13 protein-coding genes are annotated in these 17275 nt (G+C 59.3%); 1 reads left to right on the top strand and 12 read right to left on the bottom strand.

What is annotated here, in order from left to right:
• Positions 1 to 31: 31 nt before the first annotated feature.
• A complete protein-coding gene (gene purB / locus HGSM_RS04040) occupies positions 32 to 1474 on the top strand; it encodes an adenylosuccinate lyase (protein ID WP_019147462.1) in 1443 nt (480 codons plus the stop codon).
• Positions 1475 to 1971: 497 nt separating this feature from the next.
• Here the strand turns inward: purB and HGSM_RS04035 are convergent, their stop codons facing one another.
• The 12 genes from HGSM_RS04035 to HGSM_RS03980 all read right to left on the bottom strand — a co-directional run bounded on the left by HGSM_RS04035 (position 1972) and on the right by HGSM_RS03980 (position 17196).
• On the bottom strand, positions 1972 to 3123 hold the full coding sequence (locus tag HGSM_RS04035; protein WP_019147461.1) for a class II aldolase/adducin family protein: 1152 nt from the start codon (positions 3121 to 3123) through the stop codon (positions 1972 to 1974).
• Between the two features lie 23 nt (positions 3124 to 3146).
• On the bottom strand, positions 3147 to 4031 hold the full coding sequence (lsrF, locus tag HGSM_RS04030) for a 3-hydroxy-5-phosphonooxypentane-2,4-dione thiolase (protein ID WP_019147460.1): 885 nt from the start codon (positions 4029 to 4031) through the stop codon (positions 3147 to 3149).
• 199 nt (positions 4032 to 4230) lie between these two features.
• Entirely contained in the window at positions 4231 to 4614 is a 384-nt protein-coding gene (locus tag HGSM_RS04025; RefSeq protein WP_019147459.1) for a cupin domain-containing protein, read from the bottom strand.
• A gap of 12 nt (positions 4615 to 4626) precedes the next feature.
• A complete protein-coding gene (gene lsrK, locus HGSM_RS04020) occupies positions 4627 to 6186 on the bottom strand; it encodes an autoinducer-2 kinase (protein ID WP_040594301.1) in 1560 nt (519 codons plus the stop codon).
• 2 nt (positions 6187 to 6188) lie between these two features.
• Positions 6189 to 7154 carry a sugar-binding transcriptional regulator gene (locus tag HGSM_RS04015; RefSeq protein ID WP_019147457.1) on the bottom strand — a complete coding sequence of 322 codons (966 nt, stop codon included), beginning with the start codon at positions 7152 to 7154 and terminating at the stop codon, positions 6189 to 6191.
• 59 nt (positions 7155 to 7213) lie between these two features.
• Positions 7214 to 8245 carry an autoinducer 2 ABC transporter substrate-binding protein LsrB gene (lsrB, locus tag HGSM_RS04010; RefSeq protein ID WP_019147456.1) on the bottom strand — a complete coding sequence of 344 codons (1032 nt, stop codon included), beginning with the start codon at positions 8243 to 8245 and terminating at the stop codon, positions 7214 to 7216.
• A gap of 137 nt (positions 8246 to 8382) precedes the next feature.
• Positions 8383 to 9417 (bottom strand): ABC transporter permease subunit, encoded by a 1035-nt coding sequence (locus HGSM_RS04005; protein ID WP_019147455.1) that lies wholly within the window; start codon positions 9415 to 9417, stop codon positions 8383 to 8385.
• Positions 9417 to 10442, bottom strand: a complete 1026-nt coding sequence (locus HGSM_RS04000; RefSeq protein ID WP_019147454.1) for an ABC transporter permease — start codon at positions 10440 to 10442, stop codon at positions 9417 to 9419. Before HGSM_RS04000 ends, HGSM_RS04005 begins: the two co-directional genes overlap by 1 nt.
• Complete coding sequence (locus HGSM_RS03995) at positions 10439 to 11959, bottom strand: sugar ABC transporter ATP-binding protein (protein ID WP_040594298.1); 1521 nt, start codon at positions 11957 to 11959, stop codon at positions 10439 to 10441. The genes HGSM_RS04000 and HGSM_RS03995 overlap by 4 nt, the downstream gene beginning before the upstream one ends.
• Positions 11960 to 12383: 424 nt before the next feature.
• Positions 12384 to 14654, bottom strand: a complete 2271-nt coding sequence (locus HGSM_RS03990) for a glycoside hydrolase family 31 protein (RefSeq protein WP_019147452.1) — start codon at positions 14652 to 14654, stop codon at positions 12384 to 12386.
• Positions 14655 to 14661: 7 nt separating this feature from the next.
• Positions 14662 to 15840, bottom strand: coding sequence for a glycoside hydrolase family 15 protein (locus tag HGSM_RS03985; RefSeq protein WP_019147451.1), 1179 nt, complete (start codon positions 15838 to 15840; stop codon positions 14662 to 14664).
• 69 nt (positions 15841 to 15909) lie between these two features.
• Positions 15910 to 17196 carry an ABC transporter substrate-binding protein gene (locus HGSM_RS03980; RefSeq protein ID WP_230197478.1) on the bottom strand — a complete coding sequence of 429 codons (1287 nt, stop codon included), beginning with the start codon at positions 17194 to 17196 and terminating at the stop codon, positions 15910 to 15912.
• Positions 17197 to 17275 lie beyond the last annotated feature (79 nt).

Here is a 17275-nt window from a genome sequence, read left to right as displayed (position 1 = left end):
CTCCCCCGCGCAATCGTGAAACAATAGCCCCATGGTCAACCCAACTCCACGCGTAAGCTTTGCTGCGATCTCCCCCGCAATTGCCCTTGGACCACTCGATGGACGCTACCGCGGCGCGGTTGCCCCACTGGTCGACCACCTCTCGGAAGCGGCACTGAACCGCGAGCGTATCCACGTCGAGGTCGAGTGGGTTATCGCCCTGACTGACGGCCAGGTCGTCCCCGGCGCTCCCACGCTGAGTGACGCCGAAAAGGCCTACCTGCGCTCAATCGTCACTGACTTTGGCGCGGAGGGCATCGCCGAGCACGCCGAGATCGAGCGCACCACCGTGCACGACGTCAAGGCTGTGGAGTACTACATCAAGCGTCGCCTCGACGCTGCGCCGTCCGTGCTGGGCGAGGACACCGTTCTGCCTTCAGTGTCCGAGTTGGTGCACTTCCGCTGCACGTCCGAGGACATCAACAACCTCTCCTACGCCCTTATGGTGAAGGGCGCCGTGGAGAACGTGTGGCTGCCAGCGGCCACTGCCGTGGTTGAGCAGATCAAGGGAATGGCACGCGAGCACAAGGCTGCCCCGATGCTCTCCCGAACGCACGGTCAGCCTGCCACGCCAACCACACTGGGCAAGGAACTCGCCGTGGTCGCCCACCGCCTTGGCCGCCAGCTCCGCCGCATCGCGGCATCCGAGTACCTAGGCAAGCTGAACGGCGCTACCGGGACCTATGGCGCACACGTTGCCGCTGTTCCCGGCGCCAACTGGCCCGTGATTTCGCGCGACTTCGTGCAGGGCCTTGGCCTCACCTGGAACCCACTGACCACACAGATCGAATCGCACGACTGGCAGGCGGAGGTATACGCCGACATCGCGCGCTTCAACCGCATCCTGCACAACCTAGCCACCGACGTGTGGACGTACATCTCGCTCGGATTCTTCAAGCAGATCCCCGTTCCTGGCGCCACCGGCTCGTCGACCATGCCGCACAAGGTCAACCCCATCCGCTTCGAGAACGCAGAGGCCAACCTCGAAATCTCGAACGCGTTGCTCGACGTCCTCGGCGCCACCCTGGTCGAGTCCCGCATGCAGCGCGACCTCACCGACTCTTCTGGACAGCGCAACATCGGAACCGCGTTTGGCCACTCGCTGCTCGCGATCGACAACGTAGCCAAGGGCCTCGACCGCCTCGCCGTGGACGAAGACCGCCTGCGCGCCGACCTCGACGAGAACTGGGAAGTCCTGGGCGAGCCCATCCAGTCCGCCATGCGCGCCGCCGGCGTTGCGGGCGTCCCAGGAATGGAAAACCCATACGAGCGCCTCAAGGACCTGACCCGCGGCCACCGCATCGGCTCCGCCGAGATGATCGAGTTCGTCCGCGGCCTCGGGTTACCTTCCGATGTCACCGAGCGCCCCGCGGCGCTCACGCCAGCCACCTACGTTGGCTTGGCTGAGCAGCTGGTGGACGAGTACTTGGTCTGATCTATTTGGGCGGGCGGCCGCGCTGCGGGGCCCGCTCTCCCGGCCATTCCCCGCCTTGTCCGCCCTACCCCTCTTTTCATCGAACAGATGATTATTCATCCGTTGGGTGATGAACGGATGAATAATCATCCGTTCGATGAGGGACCTGGATGGATCTATGGGTGCTTGAGTACCAAAACCTGATTCACGACGATCCTGCCGCCTCCCAGCGGCAGGATCGTATGTGTTTGGGGCGCGTAGGATCACCGCCCTCTACGTTCACCTCGCAGCTGCAAGCTGTAGTAGCGCTACGCATTCCTCCCCGTTGGAATTTTCCACTTCGCGGATCATTGCAGGTGACAGTGCCGCTATTTCGCGGCAGCTCTCTCACGGTCGAACTTTCCCTCCGCTGAAAACACTCCTGCCCGAAAAAGGGTGGTCTCAGGCGTACACACGTAGTTCGCCTGAGACCACTCCTTCATGAGATTGACCGAGATGCGCATCGATTGATCAAGGACCTATGCTTTGCGGATTTTCGCTTGCTCTAGTTCCCAATACTCAATATCAAATGACTGAGACTCTGAAACCGATTCGTAGCGGCCAAGCAACTCAGCTGCGGAAATTATCCGAGCTGTATGTCTGTAGATGTCGGCTGCGATTGATGCCTCATCGCTGGACCGTCCGATGCCGACGAGTCCTACCCCTCGAACAAGCGCAACACGCGGCAACGGATCGAGCATGACAAGTTTCTCCTCGTACCGTGCTGATTGCCGCTCAAAGTACTCTCGGTATCTGTCTACAAAACTGTCAGCGTCCACCCCTACCATCGGCCATCGTTTGGTTCGAATGACATGTTCAAGCGTGGCACCCCCTCGTGCCGTAATCTCTGAGAGATCTGGCCGCGCTAGAAACTCATCTATTTGCGGTGAGCTCCTGATGTCGAAATAAACCTCCCCGTCATGGAGGCTCTGTAGCGCTGCACGGAGCGACCCTAGTTCGGCAGAATCGTTCCTCTGAGTTTCATCAAGGTCATCTTGGAAAAGCACACCCGTCTTCGCGGAAATATAGCGCTCTGCCTGCTGCACAAGCTCTTCGTGAACCTCTAGTGCTTCAGTTGCAGTCTCAGCGAAAGTAAACAATCCATGGTGGTCTTGGACAATTGCTCGAGGAATCTGACCACCGGCCAGTGCAGTGCGAATGGTTTTAGCCAGTTCGAAACCTGGCATCGAATAGGGCAACCGGAGGATGTCACTTCCGAGCGCGACGTCTACGAGATCATCTTGAACCCCTGAGATATTTGTCAGAGTAACAATTGCATCGGCGTGCGAATGTAATACAAACCGGTGAGGTAGAAAGTTATGGAGTAGAGCCTCGATCGACGGTGCAGCGCCCGGCTCAAGACGTGCCTTGCGATAACCAGCGACGAGCTCAGAATCACTCATATGCTCACGTTCAAGCATCACGTCTAGATGAAAGCGATTGAGCGGCGCGAGCCCCTTTGCCTCGAGAGTGGCCAAGTTGAAGCCCGAGGCCTTGATGAACAGAACATCATCAGTCTTGACGGAGGTGTTTCCACCGCCGTGCAAGGTCATGTACGGGTTTGACCCCAGTACGCGCGAGGCAGTTGCGCACTGCTCGACGAGTTCTTGCACGGCTAGTGGAAACCTCATACCTACTCCTTGTAAATGACCCTTTAGTCTTCGAGACCACCGGACAGGTCACGGTACATCGTGTGACCGTCTGCGGCACCTAGCCCGTCGTGAACCACGGCGTTGACTGCCTGGATCATCGCCGACGGGTTGCCGCGCTGGAAGATATTGCGACCCATATCAACGCCCGCCGCACCCTCGTTAATCGAGTTGTGTGCCATGGTCAGCGCGTCGAGGACTGGGAGCTTCTTGCCGCCCGCAACGATGACTGGCACGGGGCACGCTGCGGTGACTTCTTCGAAGCCAGACTCACAGTAGTACGTCTTGACCATTTGTGCGCCAAGTTCCGCCACCATACGGGTAGCCAGACCAAGATAACGCGCATCGCGAGTCAGTTCCTTACCTACAGCCGTCACACCAAGAACTGGGATTCCCGCACGGAAGCCCTCGTCCACCAGAGTGGTCATGTTCTTGATCGACTGAGTCTCGAACTCACCGCCTACGAAAACCTGCACCGCAACAGCCGAGGCGTCGATGCGGGCCGCGTCATCCATAGACATAGCGAGCTGCTCGTTGGACAGTTCCTTCAGGATGGAAGGTCCACCACTGGCACGTACCACGAGTGGGGTACCCGCCCCAGCCGGAATGAGAGAGCGAATAATTCCGCGCGTCGCCATGATCGCGTCGGCGTGCTTTGTCAGAGGGACAATGTTCAGGTCCACGCGCTCAAGCCCCGAAGTTGGGCCCTGGAAGTATCCGTGGTCAAAGGCCAGCATGACGGTCTTGCCGTCTTCGCGGAAGATGCGTCCGAGTCGGTGGCGCATACCAAAATCAAGTTGGCCAGCGCCCTTCACGTGGAAACCCGGAGTTTCCTGCGGCTTTCCAATGCCAAAGTCCTTTGCGTTGATGTTGCCTTCGAGATCAGCCATTGATCTACCTTTCGTTGATTTTCTGCCTGTTTTTGGGTGTAGCGGTCTACGCCTGCGCGCTTTCGGCGAGCGCAGAGCCGTGATTGAGGAGTGTTAGTGAGCCGGCTTTCTCGCGGCTCCTTGTGTTGTGAGAGGTGAGGTGACTCTTACTGAGACTCTTGCTTGAGCAGAACGCTGGGGCAAAACGCCTCCGCGAGAACTAGCGGCCTGGGGCCAGCTCTGGCAGTGGCTCACCCGGGGTCCACGGAACCTGGACCCCGTCGTTCGGGTCATACGGCGCCTTGATGAAGAGAGCCCTAAAGACACTGTCGGAGTTGTTCACAAAATAGTGCTGCTCGCCTGGCTCCATCTGGAAGACATCACCCTTGGTGCAGGTATAAGACTCGCGTCCGTCCACCCACAGAGTGGCCTCTCCCTCGAGAACCACGAAGGTCTCCTCGATGGCAGCGTGATAGTGGTTTACTGCGTCGTCGCCAGGGTGCAGTTGGCATACGCCCAGGTCCGTGCGAGGTCCGCGAATCGAATAGCCGGGACCGTAGGTGCCAAAGCGGTATTCGATCTCGTCCAAGTGCTTCTTGATCATGGTTAGGTCCTTTCAGGCGCCAGGTGCACGCCACAGTGGCGAGGTCACGCCGGCATTGGCTAGTTCGAGTTGAGCTCCATACGCTGCGCGCCAACGATCTTTGACCTCGTTGTACTGCTCATGGGCGCTCATGTTTGCGCTGACGGTGTGGCTCCACGTGAGCCAGCGCGAGGCTACTTCCGCAGGTGTGGTCCCTTCGAGCACGGCAGAGGCAGCACACGCTGCGGTCCCCTGTGCCGTAGCCTCCGTGACGGCCGGGATCTGCAGGTCTTTGCCGAGCACGTCCGCCGTGATCTGCGACCAAATGAGCGAGTTGGCGGCGCCTCCAGCGAAGGTCACCGGCTCGGAATCATTGATGGGAGCGAACGACGACACGAGTTGGAGGTTGGCGTCAGACACAATGGCGGCGTTCTCCAGCAGGGAACGGAACATTGCGGCACGAAGGCGCGGTCCGCCCTCCAACCCCAAGTTCAAGAAAGACGGCGCTGCGTGGGTCCAGCGGTCGTAATTCATGACGTCCGAGAAGATCGGCACGACCGAACCTGACCCAATGGGTATCTCAGCAGCCAACTCACACAACAGGTCCAGTGGGTTTCGGCCCTGCTCCTTGGCAGCTGCAGTTTCCTGGACGGCGAACGTGTCCCTAAACCAGCGCACCGCAGTACCCGGGTGGAACGCGATAGCCTCGGCCTGCCACACGCCCGGAACCGCCGCCATGTTCACGCGAATCTTCATGTTCGGATCCGCAACGGGAGCACCTAGGTTCACGTTCAGTTGCCAGAAGGTGCCGGCGGTCAGTAGCACCTGACCCGGCTTCGTGAGACCCAATCCGAGTGCCGCGAGTTGCGCGTCTCCGCCTCCCACCACCACAAGAGTGTTGGTGCCGAGGCCGGTCTGGGCCGCCACATCCGGACGGACCGTACCCACCACCGAACCGGGCTCAAGGACCTGCGGAACAAGATCGTCGCGAATCCCGGCACGCACCGCAAGGCGCGGGTCGACATCACGCGAAGCCATCGCGAGCAAACCAGATGTAGAACCATTTGAAGGCTCCATGACCCGCGCCCCAGAAAGCCGGAAGAGCACCCACTCACTGAGCATCAGCACCGTGTGCGCACTCTCGTAAACGTCGGGGCGGTTCTCCTTCAACCAGAGCAGTCGAGGCTGCGCCGCGAGCGCCGGTGTCTGGCCGCTCAGCGCATAAAGTTCCTCGACGACGCCTTCCTGAGCAAACAGGTGGGAGACCTGCTCATTGGCCCGTGAGTCAACGTTGGCGCACGCCCAAATCTCTGTACCCTGCGCATCAAGGACCACAAAACCCTCCCGCATCGCGGAGGCAGATACAGCCTTGATGTCAGAACCGGAAACTCCCGAAAGGCTCAGGGCCTCTTCGATGCACTCGACCATGAGCGCATAGTTTTCATCGGTGGTGAAGGCCATCGACCCCGGCACGCCGGGCTCTGGTTTGTGCTCCCACGAACGCTGGGCTATTTGAACAAGTTGGCCATCGAGCGTGAAGATCACTGCTCGAATGGAGCCAGTCCCAGCGTCGATTGCCATGACGTGACTCATGACTACTCCTCTTCTATGAGCTTTCTAGCGATGGCTTCGGTGGTCACCAACACATCGAGATAACCGCCCTTAAGCGCACCGCGAATTGCCGCAATCTTGCTCTCACCTGCAGCGACGCCAATAACGTTTGGGATTTTGCGTAAGTCGTCGAGCGAGATCCCAATACGGCGCTTGTGGATGGGAAGGTCAACCACTTCCCCCTTAGCGTCGTAATAGACTCCCAGGATGTCTCCGACGGCTCCTGCTTCGCGCCCCAGGTCAAGCTCGTGTTCAGTGGTGTAACCCAGCTGTGCGATGGTGGGGGCGCCCACCATGCCTCCGATACCCACGATTGCGTGATCAGCGGTTTTGGCCAGGCCAAGAACCCGCTGGACCTCAGTTTCCTTCAAAAGCGCTGAAGCTAACGCCTCACTCGACGCAACGATCGGCGTGGGAAGCACGTGGTCCGCGGGCGCATTGCTCGACGCATTGCGCACCCGTCGGAGCGTGTTGACGTACGCCCCAACACCACCGGTCAACGAGACTGTGGAGACCCTGCTGGCCACGTCAGAACTGACGCACCGCATCGTCTGCTGCACCGTGTCTCCCCACCCCATACCAAGGACGTCATCCGCCTTGAGGTGAGACTGCAGGTACTGCGCAGCTCCCCTACCCAGCCGCGCGTTGATCTGCCCTTGATCCACAAGGTCGTCCTCGAGCGTGGGCGGAACCAGTGCCTCACGCAGGCCGAACTTCTCCTTGAGGAGCCGCGCCAGTTGGAACGCCTCGTAGTGATCCGAGTTGATCGTGAACGTGACGATCCCGGCCTGACGGCACCTCTCAAGGAGTCGTCCTGCACCAGCACGGGAAATCTGCATTCGCTTAGCAATGTCGTCCTGGGTTAGCTGATCTACGTAGTAGTACCAAGCCACTCGCAGTAGTTGTTCCTCAGCGACCCAATCCTTCAGGTCTGCTACGCGCTCGCTCATTGTTCCCCGCTGTCGTGGTTATTGAGGGTGCGGGCCAAAGGCCCGCACCCATCTTCCTACTAGAAATCAAAGTCCTTGATGTTGTCGGCCGTGAACACAACACGCTCTGGCATCAGAATGATTCCGTTGCCGTCTGCTTCATAGTCGTACCCCTGAACCGAGTTAGGCGAAACCTCGACGCTACCGAAGCCGTCAACGTCGAACTTGTCGCCTACGTTGAGCTCTTCACCATCAAGGAGCTTTTTGGCCACTGCTACCGAGAGCTCACCCTGCTTGGTGACGTCCCACAGAGCGAACCGGTCGATCGTTCCGTTCTCCACGTAAGGAGCCATGACGTTTGGCGTTGAGAACCCAACCACGGTCACGTCCTTGCGTCCAAGATTTTCCAGAGCCTGCGCGGTGCCTGGAAGCGCGTTGGCGTCAGGGCAGAAGATGATCTTCAGGTCAGGGTTGGCGTTCAGAAGAGCCTCTGCCTGCTGGACTGCGAGTTCAGTCTGGTTCTCGGAGAAGACGGTGTCAACGATCTCCCACTTGGTCTCCTTGCCGATAATCGACTTTGCAACCTCAGCCCACTGGTTCTGGTCCGTCACGGTTGGGCTGGAGTAGTGGAATGCGACCTTGACTGCCTCGTCCTTGGAGTAGTCCTCGGCGCCCATTTCCACGAGGAGGCTGCCGAGCTGGTCAGCGGTTCCCTGGGAGATGTAGTGCGAGCGGCACTCTGGGTTGGTGTCGGAGTCCCAGGTCAGAACCTTAACGCCCTGGTCCATTGCCTTCTTGAGGGCCTGGCACAGACCATCAGGCGAAACTGAGGACACGATGATCGCGCCTACACCCTGCTGAACCTGGGTGTTGATGAGCTCAACCTGCTTTGCCACCGATCCTTCGGGCGATCCCACGTACTCGACGTCGAGTTCGTACTTCTTGCCGGCTTCAACTGCGCCGGCTCCACCACTTTCGAAGAAGCCCACACCGGTGAGCTTCGGGATGAAAGCGACCTTGTTGCTGCCTGCTTCCCCACCATCTGTTGACGAGCATGCGGCCGTCAGGGCGAGGACTGCGGCGGCTGCCGCGAGCTTGGAAGCGATCTTCATTGATTCTTCTCCTTCATGTTCTGAGCTGCGCGACCTGGTTTCCTTCGGCACTTCCGAGAGGTCCGCGCAGCCTTGTAGATATCGGCTTGGGCGCCGTTGCGACAGCTAGTCCAACAACGCTGTTCAGCGACTAAGCGTCAACTCGATGCAACTGGTGCAGCTTGTGGCCGCGGCGTTGCAGCTTGCTTCTTGACCTTCTGGTTTTTGATTCGTTCTGCGACGTGGTGGGTCCACCAGCGAAGACTTGCCACGAGGACGAGAGCGGCGCCCGTTGCTACGGACACTTCAGATTCACTCAAGCCTGAGAAGCGCAGACCTTGTTGCAGGTAACCAATCACGAACGTTGCGATGACAACGCCAACGATGGTTCCTTCTCCTCCGTACATGGAGACTCCACCAATCACTACGAGGGTGAGGACTGGCAGAAGAACTTGGGCGCCGATGTCGGCGCGTGCGGATGCTACATAGCTGGTCATCAGAACCCCGGTGATTCCGGAGCCGAGGGCCGTGAGGCCGTAGGCGAGGTACGTGACTCGCCGAATGGGAAAGCCCGCGTAGGTCGCAGCTTTGGGGTTCGCTCCCAGCAGGCGGGCTTGGCGGCCGAACGTGGTGCCGTGCAGGATGAATGCGAACACCCCTGCGATCACGGCGAAGATGATCAGCATGTTGGGGATGCCTGCGATGTCTCCGTTGGAGATTTGCACGAACGAGTCCGGCATTCCCGAGATACCCTCGAACGCAGACACGTTGGCGAGACCGGAGATTCCGATGGCCATCCCTGCGAACAGGAACTGCGTGCCGAGGGTAATAACCATGGGGTTGGCCCCCGTGGACAGGATAAGAGCGGCGTTGATGACGCCGGCAACGAGTGCGGCCAGGATCCCGATGAACGCAGCCAGCCAAATGTTGAGCCCGTTGGAGAAACACACGCCGGTGACGATCGCGGTGAGTGAGACCATGGAGCCGATCGAGATGTCGATGCCGCCTGTCATCATGACTATCGCGAGTGGTAGCGCAATGATGCCGAGGTAGACGAAGTCCGATGACGAGCTAATCAGACGGTCTAGGTTGAGGAAGCGCGGGTTGAGCATTCCGAAGATGAGGATCTGTGCGATGAGTACAACGACGAGCGCGCCTTCCCACCGAAACAGGTACTTTTTCAGGTTCTGCATCAGAGCGCACCTCCTGCGTTGACAGGGTCATTTGAGATTTCTTGGGGTACGGTCTTAGCCCTCTGGTATCTGGCTTCGAGCCGTTTTCGTTCCATGCGCTTGCCCACCTGGGAGTCGGCAAACAGTGCGATGAGCAGGATTGCGCCGATCACCATGTCGGACCAGAAGCCCGGAACTCCAAGGAAGGAGAGTGAGCTGGTTGCAGTGGTGATGAACAGCGCACCGAACGAGGCTCCAAGGATGGTTCCCACGCCGCCTGTGAGCGCGACTCCGCCGATCACGGCTGCCGCAATCGCACGCATTTCGATTCCCATACCTGCCTGGTTGGAGATGGATCCGATCTGGGCGAGGAAGACGAGGGCGGCCATAGAAGCGAAGAGCCCAGAGGCCGCAAACGCGGTCACCGTCATGGTCTTGGTGGGCACGCCGATCAAGTGGGCGCCCTGAATGTTGTCGCCTGTGGCGTAGATCTTGCGGCCAAAGGATGTCTTGGCGAGCACGAAGCCGAGGACCACCAGGATGACGATGGTCATCCAGACGAAGACCGGGATCCCGAGCAGCGTTGCAGTTCCTGCCTTCTTGTACTGCGAAGGGATGTTTTCGACTGAGTGTCCACCGGTGATCATGAATGAGATTCCTCGGTAGGCGCCGAGGGTGCCGAGCGTCATCACGATGGATGGAACCCTACCGATCGATACGCCAATGCCGTTGATTGCTCCTAGCGCAGCGCCCAATACGAGGGTAAGGAGCACAACCAGAGGGATCGGCATTCCGTTCTTCAGCAGAAGGCCTGCGACGATTCCGGAGAGCGCCATCGTGGAGCCCACAGACACGTCAATGTTGCGCGTGATGATGACGACGGCGACTCCGGCGGTCAGGAGCGCCAGTATGACGGTCGAGTTGGCTACTCGTGCGAGGTTCGAGAATGCTACGAACGATGGCTGCGCGATTCCGATGATCGCGATGAACCCGAGTGCACCGATTACTGTGATGGATTCACGGGACTTCAATATGTGCTTGATCATGCTGACTTCTTGCTGTCGTGGGCACCAAACGCAGCGTCGCGAATGTTGCCGAATGAGATGTCTTCTCCGGTAAGTTCGTCCGTGACGAGCCCGTCCCTCATGACGAGGACTCGCGTAGACAGAAGCTCAATTTCCTCGAACTCTGATGAGATGAGCAGGACAGCTAGACCCCTGTTAGCGAGGGTTTCAACGAGTCTGTAGAGATCGGCTCGTGCAGCGACGTCGATGCCTCGAGATGGCTCATCAAGGATGATGACCGAAGGTTGTGCGGCGAGCGCCTTTGCCAGCGATACCTTCTGCTGGTTTCCACCGGAAAGGTTGCCTACCTTGCGCGACAGGCTGCCTTTTTGGAGCGAAAGGTCACGCGCGAACGTTTCGGCCGAGTCCACATCTTTGGCGCGGTTGATTACGCCGAGGGTGGAGATCCGTTCGAGGATGCCAGAGGTTGTGTTGTCCACGATGCTTCCGAGAAGGAACACTCCGTGTTCGTGTCGGTCTTCTGGGACGTAGCTCAGACCGAGACGCAGAGACTTGTTTGGTGTCCTCTTGGAGTAGTCCTTCGAGTTCAGGGTGACCTTTCCGAGCCCCTTGCGGACGCCGTAGATAGTCTCGGCGAGTTCCGTACGCCCTGCCCCAATAACTCCAGCGATCCCAAGTACTTCCCCTGGGTAGAGGTCGAAGGAGACGTTGCAGAAGCCGTCGCCCGTGAGTTCTCGCACTTGAAGGGCTGGCTCAACGTTGGCTACGGCTTGTCGCGTCTGCTTTTCGTGGATGGCCACGGGTTGTCCCTGCTGAGGCACCATTGCGGCGACGAGTTCCGCGATGGATGAGTCCTCTGTGTTCTTCTGGAGCACGGTGACGCCATCACGCAACACGGTGACTCGATCGCAGAGTTCGAAGATCTCTGCCATGCGGTGTGTAACGTAGAAGATTCCCACGCCATTTTGCGCGAAGTTGCGCAGGTGTGTGAACAGCCGCTGAGCTTCTTTTGCGGTGAGTGATGAGGTCGGTTCGTCAACGATGAGGAGGTGCGCCCCGCGTAGTACGCCGCGGATGATCTCGACGAGTTGCTGGTCGGAGATCGACAGGTCGCTTGCGCGAGAGTCGAGGTCGATTGTGTCGCAGAGCGATGCGGTGACTTCCGCGATCTTGCTGCGCGAGACTTTGAGATCTCCGAGTGCGAGCGAGATGTTCTCGTGGACGGAGAGGTTTGGGAAGAGTTCTGGTTCCTGGGGAACTAGGTACACGCCGTTTGCGTGCGCGGCCCTAGGCGAGAGGTTTCGTACCTCGTTGCCCGCGATCGTAATCGTGCCACTGTCCGGGGTTTCAACGCCCGTCACGATCTTCATGAGGGTGGACTTGCCAGCCCCGTTTCCTCCCACTAACGCATGGATTTCTCCGGGCTGAAGGTCAATGGTGACGCCTTTGAGCACGGCGATTCCGCCGAAGGACTTCCAAATGTTTTCCAGCACAGCAACCGGCTGCGCTCCATTGCCGTCAGTTCTACCTTGAACCACGTTCCACCTCTCAACTGCACTGTTGTGAGCATGTGCTCAGTAATTGAGCATCTGCTCACAGCATAGGCATAGTTGCGTGTCGTGGCAATAGTTAGCGCGCAAAGATTTCCTGCTCGGACCCCAAAACCCCTCCACAGCACGCTCCGAACAGGCCTCCGCACCACCGCGCGGGCCGCGGAAACACGGCGGAGAGCGGTCCCCATCCGTACCGGACCAAAGGCCCTCCACACCGCGCTCAGATCTCACTAAATTAAGAGCCAAGAACCACACTCGGCGCATCCCTTACGGGATGCCCGCCGATTTTCGACGATTGTGGCTGGGACGCATGAGCGTCAGGAGAGCCAGCCACAATCGTCGATAAGCACAGGGCGGGAGCCACAGCACACGCTGTGGCTCCCGCCCTAGTTCTCTGCCCGTGAGGAACTCACTTACCAAAGTATCCGCGCACGGCCTCCCACCTGTCAGCCTTGGCGAAGACTGGAACCTCAAGCATCGTGTAGTCACGCGATACAAACTGACCACCCTCGTGCACCTGCCCGGTGAACACGTCCACCCACTCGCCAGCAGGAAGATACGTCTCCACGTCATGTGCGTCAGCAAAGAGGATCGGGTTCACAAGGAACGCGTCACCAAACATGTACTGCGTCTCGTGGTCCCAAATGTTCGGGTCGCCCGAATAATCGAAGAACAGTCCACGCATGAGCGGCACATCGGCTGCAACACAAGCATCCGCCTGCGCCTTCACGTAAGGAACCAACGCGGTACGCAGCTTTGCAAAGTAGCGGAACTGGTCCACAACCTCAGGAGTCGAGTTCGATTCCGCCACATACCACGGTGTGCGGTCACGCAACGGACGCTGGTGGTGGTTGAACTCAGAGTGGTACTGCATGATCGGCATGAACACCGAGGCCCCAGTTGCGCGGATGTAGAGCTCCGAGTCAGGAACCGGACCGGAGAACCCTCCAAGGTCCCAGCCCCAGTACAGGATTCCGCACGAACCGGCAGTGATACCCGCGACAACGGAACTACGGAAAGCCTGCCACGTCGAGTTTTCGTCCCCAGCCCAGAACAAGCCATGCGCCTGCGAACCGGTAAAGCCTGAACGAGAGAACGTTACTGGAGCCTTTCCTACAGACCGTAGGAGGTCACCAAACGCGCGAGCGTAGTGCACGGGGTACAGGTTGTTTCCCTCGTCGCCCTTGCGTCCGTCGCCATACTGAAGGTCGTAGCCCCAAGCATGCTCGCCGCCGTCGGTCTTGAAACCATCAACGTCGAAGTCTTCTACGAGGTAGCGGCGCTTTTCGGTCCACCAATCCCGCCCTGACTGGGTAGAAAGGTCAGCCATGAGCGCCTGCGGGAACCACCAACCACGGTTGTGGTACGGGGTTCCATCAGACTCTAGGATCGCGTGGCCGCCCTCGACCATAGCGCGCCCATCGATGAGCACCTGCGAGTCCTCGGGAACGGACTCGCCCAGGTCATACGAGGTTTTCTGGAGCGGGATCTGCCAGAGGATCACCTTGATTCCGCGTGCGTGAAGCTCGTCGATCATCGCCTTCGGGTTAGGCCACGCGCCTCCCTCTTCAAACGAGAAATCTTCCGCCTTGTGCGCGGATCCATCGGCGGTCACCGCATACTTGGCATCACGCCAGATGGTGATTCCCTCCTCGTCAGACCACGCCTCAATGACAATGACTCCCACAGGAATGTCGAGGTCACGGTGAGAGTCCATACGCTCCATGACAATGTCTTGGGTGTTCCACTCGTTGCCAGAGGCCCACAGCTCAAAGATCCACTCCGGCATCTGCTCTGGGCGCCCGGCGGCATCCAGGAATGCAGAGAGAACTTCACGCGCAGATCCGTCCATGATTGCTACGTTGAGCGATTCCTCTTGCGTTCCGCCCAGAGCAACTTCAACGACCATGGTTTCGGGAGTTGATGCCGCGACGTCGTACCACGATCGGCGGAGGGTCTCCACGTGGAAGCCCCAGCCTGAGCCACCAATCACATGCGCAAACGGCATCGGCATGTACGTGCGGTGGTGCTCACCCTGGCTCTTGTACTGCTCAAACACGACCGCGTCGAGCGACTGTCCGCGCTGATCCACGTAGTCGTAGCGTTCGCCAAAGCCCACAACGTGTTCGCTGTCTTCAAGGCGCAGCGCAAACCGGACCTTGAGCAAACCTTCGGCATTGGACTGCCACTGCACGGAGCCTGGAACGAGCTTCGGGTGGCTCACTGCGCCATTGACTGTGAACGATCCGCGCGCTTCGTCCGCGTCGTCGACCCAGCGCGTCGGGGACACAGCGAACTCTGCCGTTTCGGCCACATCGGCGCCCTGATTCGCGACGATCCGGTACGTTGCGCTCTCTCCCTGCGCCAGTCCCGGCACAGTGACCGCCCACGAGCCGTCGGACTCGAGCTGTGCCGCCTGGGCTGCGGCGAGGTGGCCGTCGCCGCCCGCTAGCGCGGCGGCGTCAGCGGCGTTCGGAACGAAGGGTGCGAACGCAATAATCTGAGTCTCCTGGCCAGAGACCGTGTAGTGAAGGTCGACCGAAACATCGCCGTCCGCATCAACAACTGCACCTATGGTGAAGGGCTGGCCCTCTGCTGGGTGCACTGGGATGCGCTGATCCGCAGACGTCGCGTACGGGTGCTCAATGCCGTGAGGGCGGTGGGTAACGTTGAGAGTCATTGCGCTATCAAGCCTTTGTTTCGAGGAGTCCAAGAGAATCAGCAAGGGTGAGGAACATACCGTGCGACCACAGCAGAGGAGTCGCTGCCGGACCCCACTTTTGGATCCACTCCTCCTCATGCTCTGGATAGTTCATGTGGGTGTTGACTTGCTCAGGCATGTCGCCGTTTTCGAGCGCCTGGCTGGCCACCCACACGAGATAGTCCGCAGCGGACTCTAGGTCGCCCGATGCAGCCTTGTTCCAAGCCACAAGGCAGCTCAACAACAGCCACTGGCCTCCGCCAAAGAACACGTCCGCGCGGAACCGGTGGACTCCACCGTAAACGGAAAGGTCTCGTTCCACTGCGTTAATGGTGTTCGCAGCGAGGACAGAATCAACCCCCAAGACACCGAAGGGAACAACGCACGCGGCAAGCGAAGCATCGACCGTGTCTGCGCCAATCCACTTAGACAGATGCTGTGCGGACGCATCCTTGGCCCGACCCGAAATAACGGCCTTCGCAAGGATGAACTCTCGGACCTGGGTGGCAAGCCCAACCGCGCGAGAAGTGCGCTCATCATCGAGCAGATTGCCTCTAGAAACCGCCGTAAAGCCCGCGAACAATGCACCAAGAGTGGAGGTGTGGACAGCCTCGGAGTGCTCCTCCCACCAGTCATAACAGTTCATGTTCCAGAACTCAGCCGCGAAGTCGAAGGCAACAGCCATGCCAGCTTCCCATTGAGCTGGATCAACCCGGTGGCGCGAAGCGTGCTCTCCAACCTGCCACAACCACATGCCATAGCCATCAGTTTGGAAATCCCACCACGGGTCAGACCCATCGGCACCGTCAAAGGTGAAGCGCGTGGGGAGCATATCAGCGAGCGGAATATCCTCACCTGCCTGGTGGCGGACAACCAAAGCATCAACCTGCTCGCGGCGGGCAGACAACGTGGTGTTCACCCAGTCGTGGAACCCGTTCACCGAGTCGACGTCTCCGAAGCGAGACATACCCTCCGCAATGAACGAGCCATCGCGCAACCAGGAGTACCCCTTGTACGCGGAGAACGTGGGGCTCGCCGGGTACGCACCGTTAGGCTCCTGAAAACCCCGAATAACCTCAGCGCTGTGCTGGATGAGAAACTCCAGCCGCTCATCGGTCAGGCCTCGCGCACGCAAGTGATCACGTACGTGGAAAGTTGATGACATGTCTGCCCTTATCTGTATTGCTCACAAAATAGGGTGCGGGGGCTGCGCGTCCCCCGCACCCTACGGGAATTACTTGATGACGTTGTTGATGCGCTCTTGCGCGTCCTTGAGGGCAGTGGCCACATCCTTACGGCCGGCAGCCGCGTTGGAGAGCTCCTCACCCACGATGTCCTGCATCTCCTGCTGCTGGACGACAACCGGAGGCATCGCAATTGCGTCGAGCGAGTCAATTACCGCCTGGCGGTTTGCAGGAGGGGTCTGCTCTAGGTAAGGCGCAAACAAGGCGTCGTCAGCAACAGGGGGAAGCTCCCACGCCTTCTCCAGGCGCAGATCAACCATTTCCTTGGACGAAGTCAGGAACTCGACCCACTTGGCCGCAGCCTCAACATTCTGCGAAGTCGCGGACACAGCAGCGCCGTTAGCAAACAGTGCAGACGCCTTCTGTGCGTCCCCTGGCTCCACCGCGATGTCCCAGTTCAGATCCTCGACCTCGGCAAGCCCGCCGAACATCCAGATTCCGGAGTGCCACATGCCGAGCTTGCCCTCCTTGAACAAGTTGGTGTCAAAGTCGGGAGTTCCGGCGCCATCCGCCTCGGTAGGCATAGAAGTCCCGGACTTCTCCACAAGCCACTTCGCCGCAGCCTCGCCCTCAGGCGTCGCGATGGTTGCCGCCGTACCGTCCTCGTTCAGGAACGATCCACCAGCCTGCTCAAGAGCCTTGTAGAACTCGTGGAACGAGATCGGCTGGTAATCTCCCCAGACACCTGCCGCCTTGTCCGTGATGGCCTCAGCCGCCTTCTGCTCGTCCTGCCACGTCCAGTCAGCGGTCGGATAGTCCAGACCCGCCTTATCAAAGAGGTCCTTGTTGTAGAACAGGACCACATTGGAGAACGACACCGGCAAGCCAAGCTGCTTGCCATCGTGCTGGAACGCCTCAAAAACGCGAGGGCTGTATGCGGCAGCATTCGAGACAGGAATCTCCGCGAGCGCACCGGACGCTGCATACGTCACGAAGTTCTCGTAGTTCAGTTCAAAAGCATCCGACACAGTCTTGCCGGCAACCGCCGTCTGCAACTTGGTGAAGTAGTCGTCATACGGCAACGTCTCGATCTGAACATCGATGTCAGAGTTTGCCGCCTCAAAGGCCGCCTCGATAGCGCCGAGAGTCTCCTCGTTGCCACCGTTAGCGGAGAAGTTCATGTACCGCACGACAGTCTTTGGGTCGCCTCCCTCAGATGGGGCGGCCGTCTCCTGCTTGGTTGCCGAACCCTGAGAGCACGCCGACAGAGCGAGAACAGAGAGAGTGGACAAAGCCAACAGCTTCACCGTGAATGGCTTCGACATACGTAATGCCATGGTGTTTCCTTTCAAAGTCGCCGCCTCAATGCGGCATACAGGGGGTGGAGAAGAAAGAATTAACTGGTAGATGGGCACA

Source organism: Timonella senegalensis JC301 (genome assembly GCF_000312125.1).
Lineage (GTDB): Bacteria > Actinomycetota > Actinomycetes > Actinomycetales > Cellulomonadaceae > Timonella > Timonella senegalensis.
This window is presented reverse-complemented; position numbering and strand designations above follow the sequence as displayed.

Bases quoted from the DNA above. Each gene is read 5' to 3' on its own strand.
- HGSM_RS03985 (WP_019147451.1), bottom strand. From the start codon at position 15,840: ATGTCATCAACTTTCCACGTACGTGATCACTTGCGTGCGCGAGGCCTG.
- HGSM_RS04015 (WP_019147457.1), bottom strand. From the start codon at position 7,154: ATGAGCGAGCGCGTAGCAGACCTGAAGGATTGGGTCGCTGAGGAACAA.
- HGSM_RS04035 (WP_019147461.1), bottom strand. From the start codon at position 3,123: ATGAGGTTTCCACTAGCCGTGCAAGAACTCGTCGAGCAGTGCGCAACT.
- lsrF (WP_019147460.1), bottom strand. From the start codon at position 4,031: ATGGCTGATCTCGAAGGCAACATCAACGCAAAGGACTTTGGCATTGGA.
- HGSM_RS04025 (WP_019147459.1), bottom strand. From the start codon at position 4,614: ATGATCAAGAAGCACTTGGACGAGATCGAATACCGCTTTGGCACCTAC.
- purB (WP_019147462.1), top strand. From the start codon at position 32: ATGGTCAACCCAACTCCACGCGTAAGCTTTGCTGCGATCTCCCCCGCA.
- lsrB (WP_019147456.1), bottom strand. From the start codon at position 8,245: ATGAAGATCGCTTCCAAGCTCGCGGCAGCCGCCGCAGTCCTCGCCCTG.
- HGSM_RS03980 (WP_230197478.1), bottom strand. From the start codon at position 17,196: ATGGCATTACGTATGTCGAAGCCATTCACGGTGAAGCTGTTGGCTTTG.
- lsrK (WP_040594301.1), bottom strand. From the start codon at position 6,186: ATGAGTCACGTCATGGCAATCGACGCTGGGACTGGCTCCATTCGAGCA.
- HGSM_RS03990 (WP_019147452.1), bottom strand. From the start codon at position 14,654: ATGACTCTCAACGTTACCCACCGCCCTCACGGCATTGAGCACCCGTAC.
- HGSM_RS04000 (WP_019147454.1), bottom strand. From the start codon at position 10,442: ATGATCAAGCACATATTGAAGTCCCGTGAATCCATCACAGTAATCGGT.
- HGSM_RS04005 (WP_019147455.1), bottom strand. From the start codon at position 9,417: ATGCAGAACCTGAAAAAGTACCTGTTTCGGTGGGAAGGCGCGCTCGTC.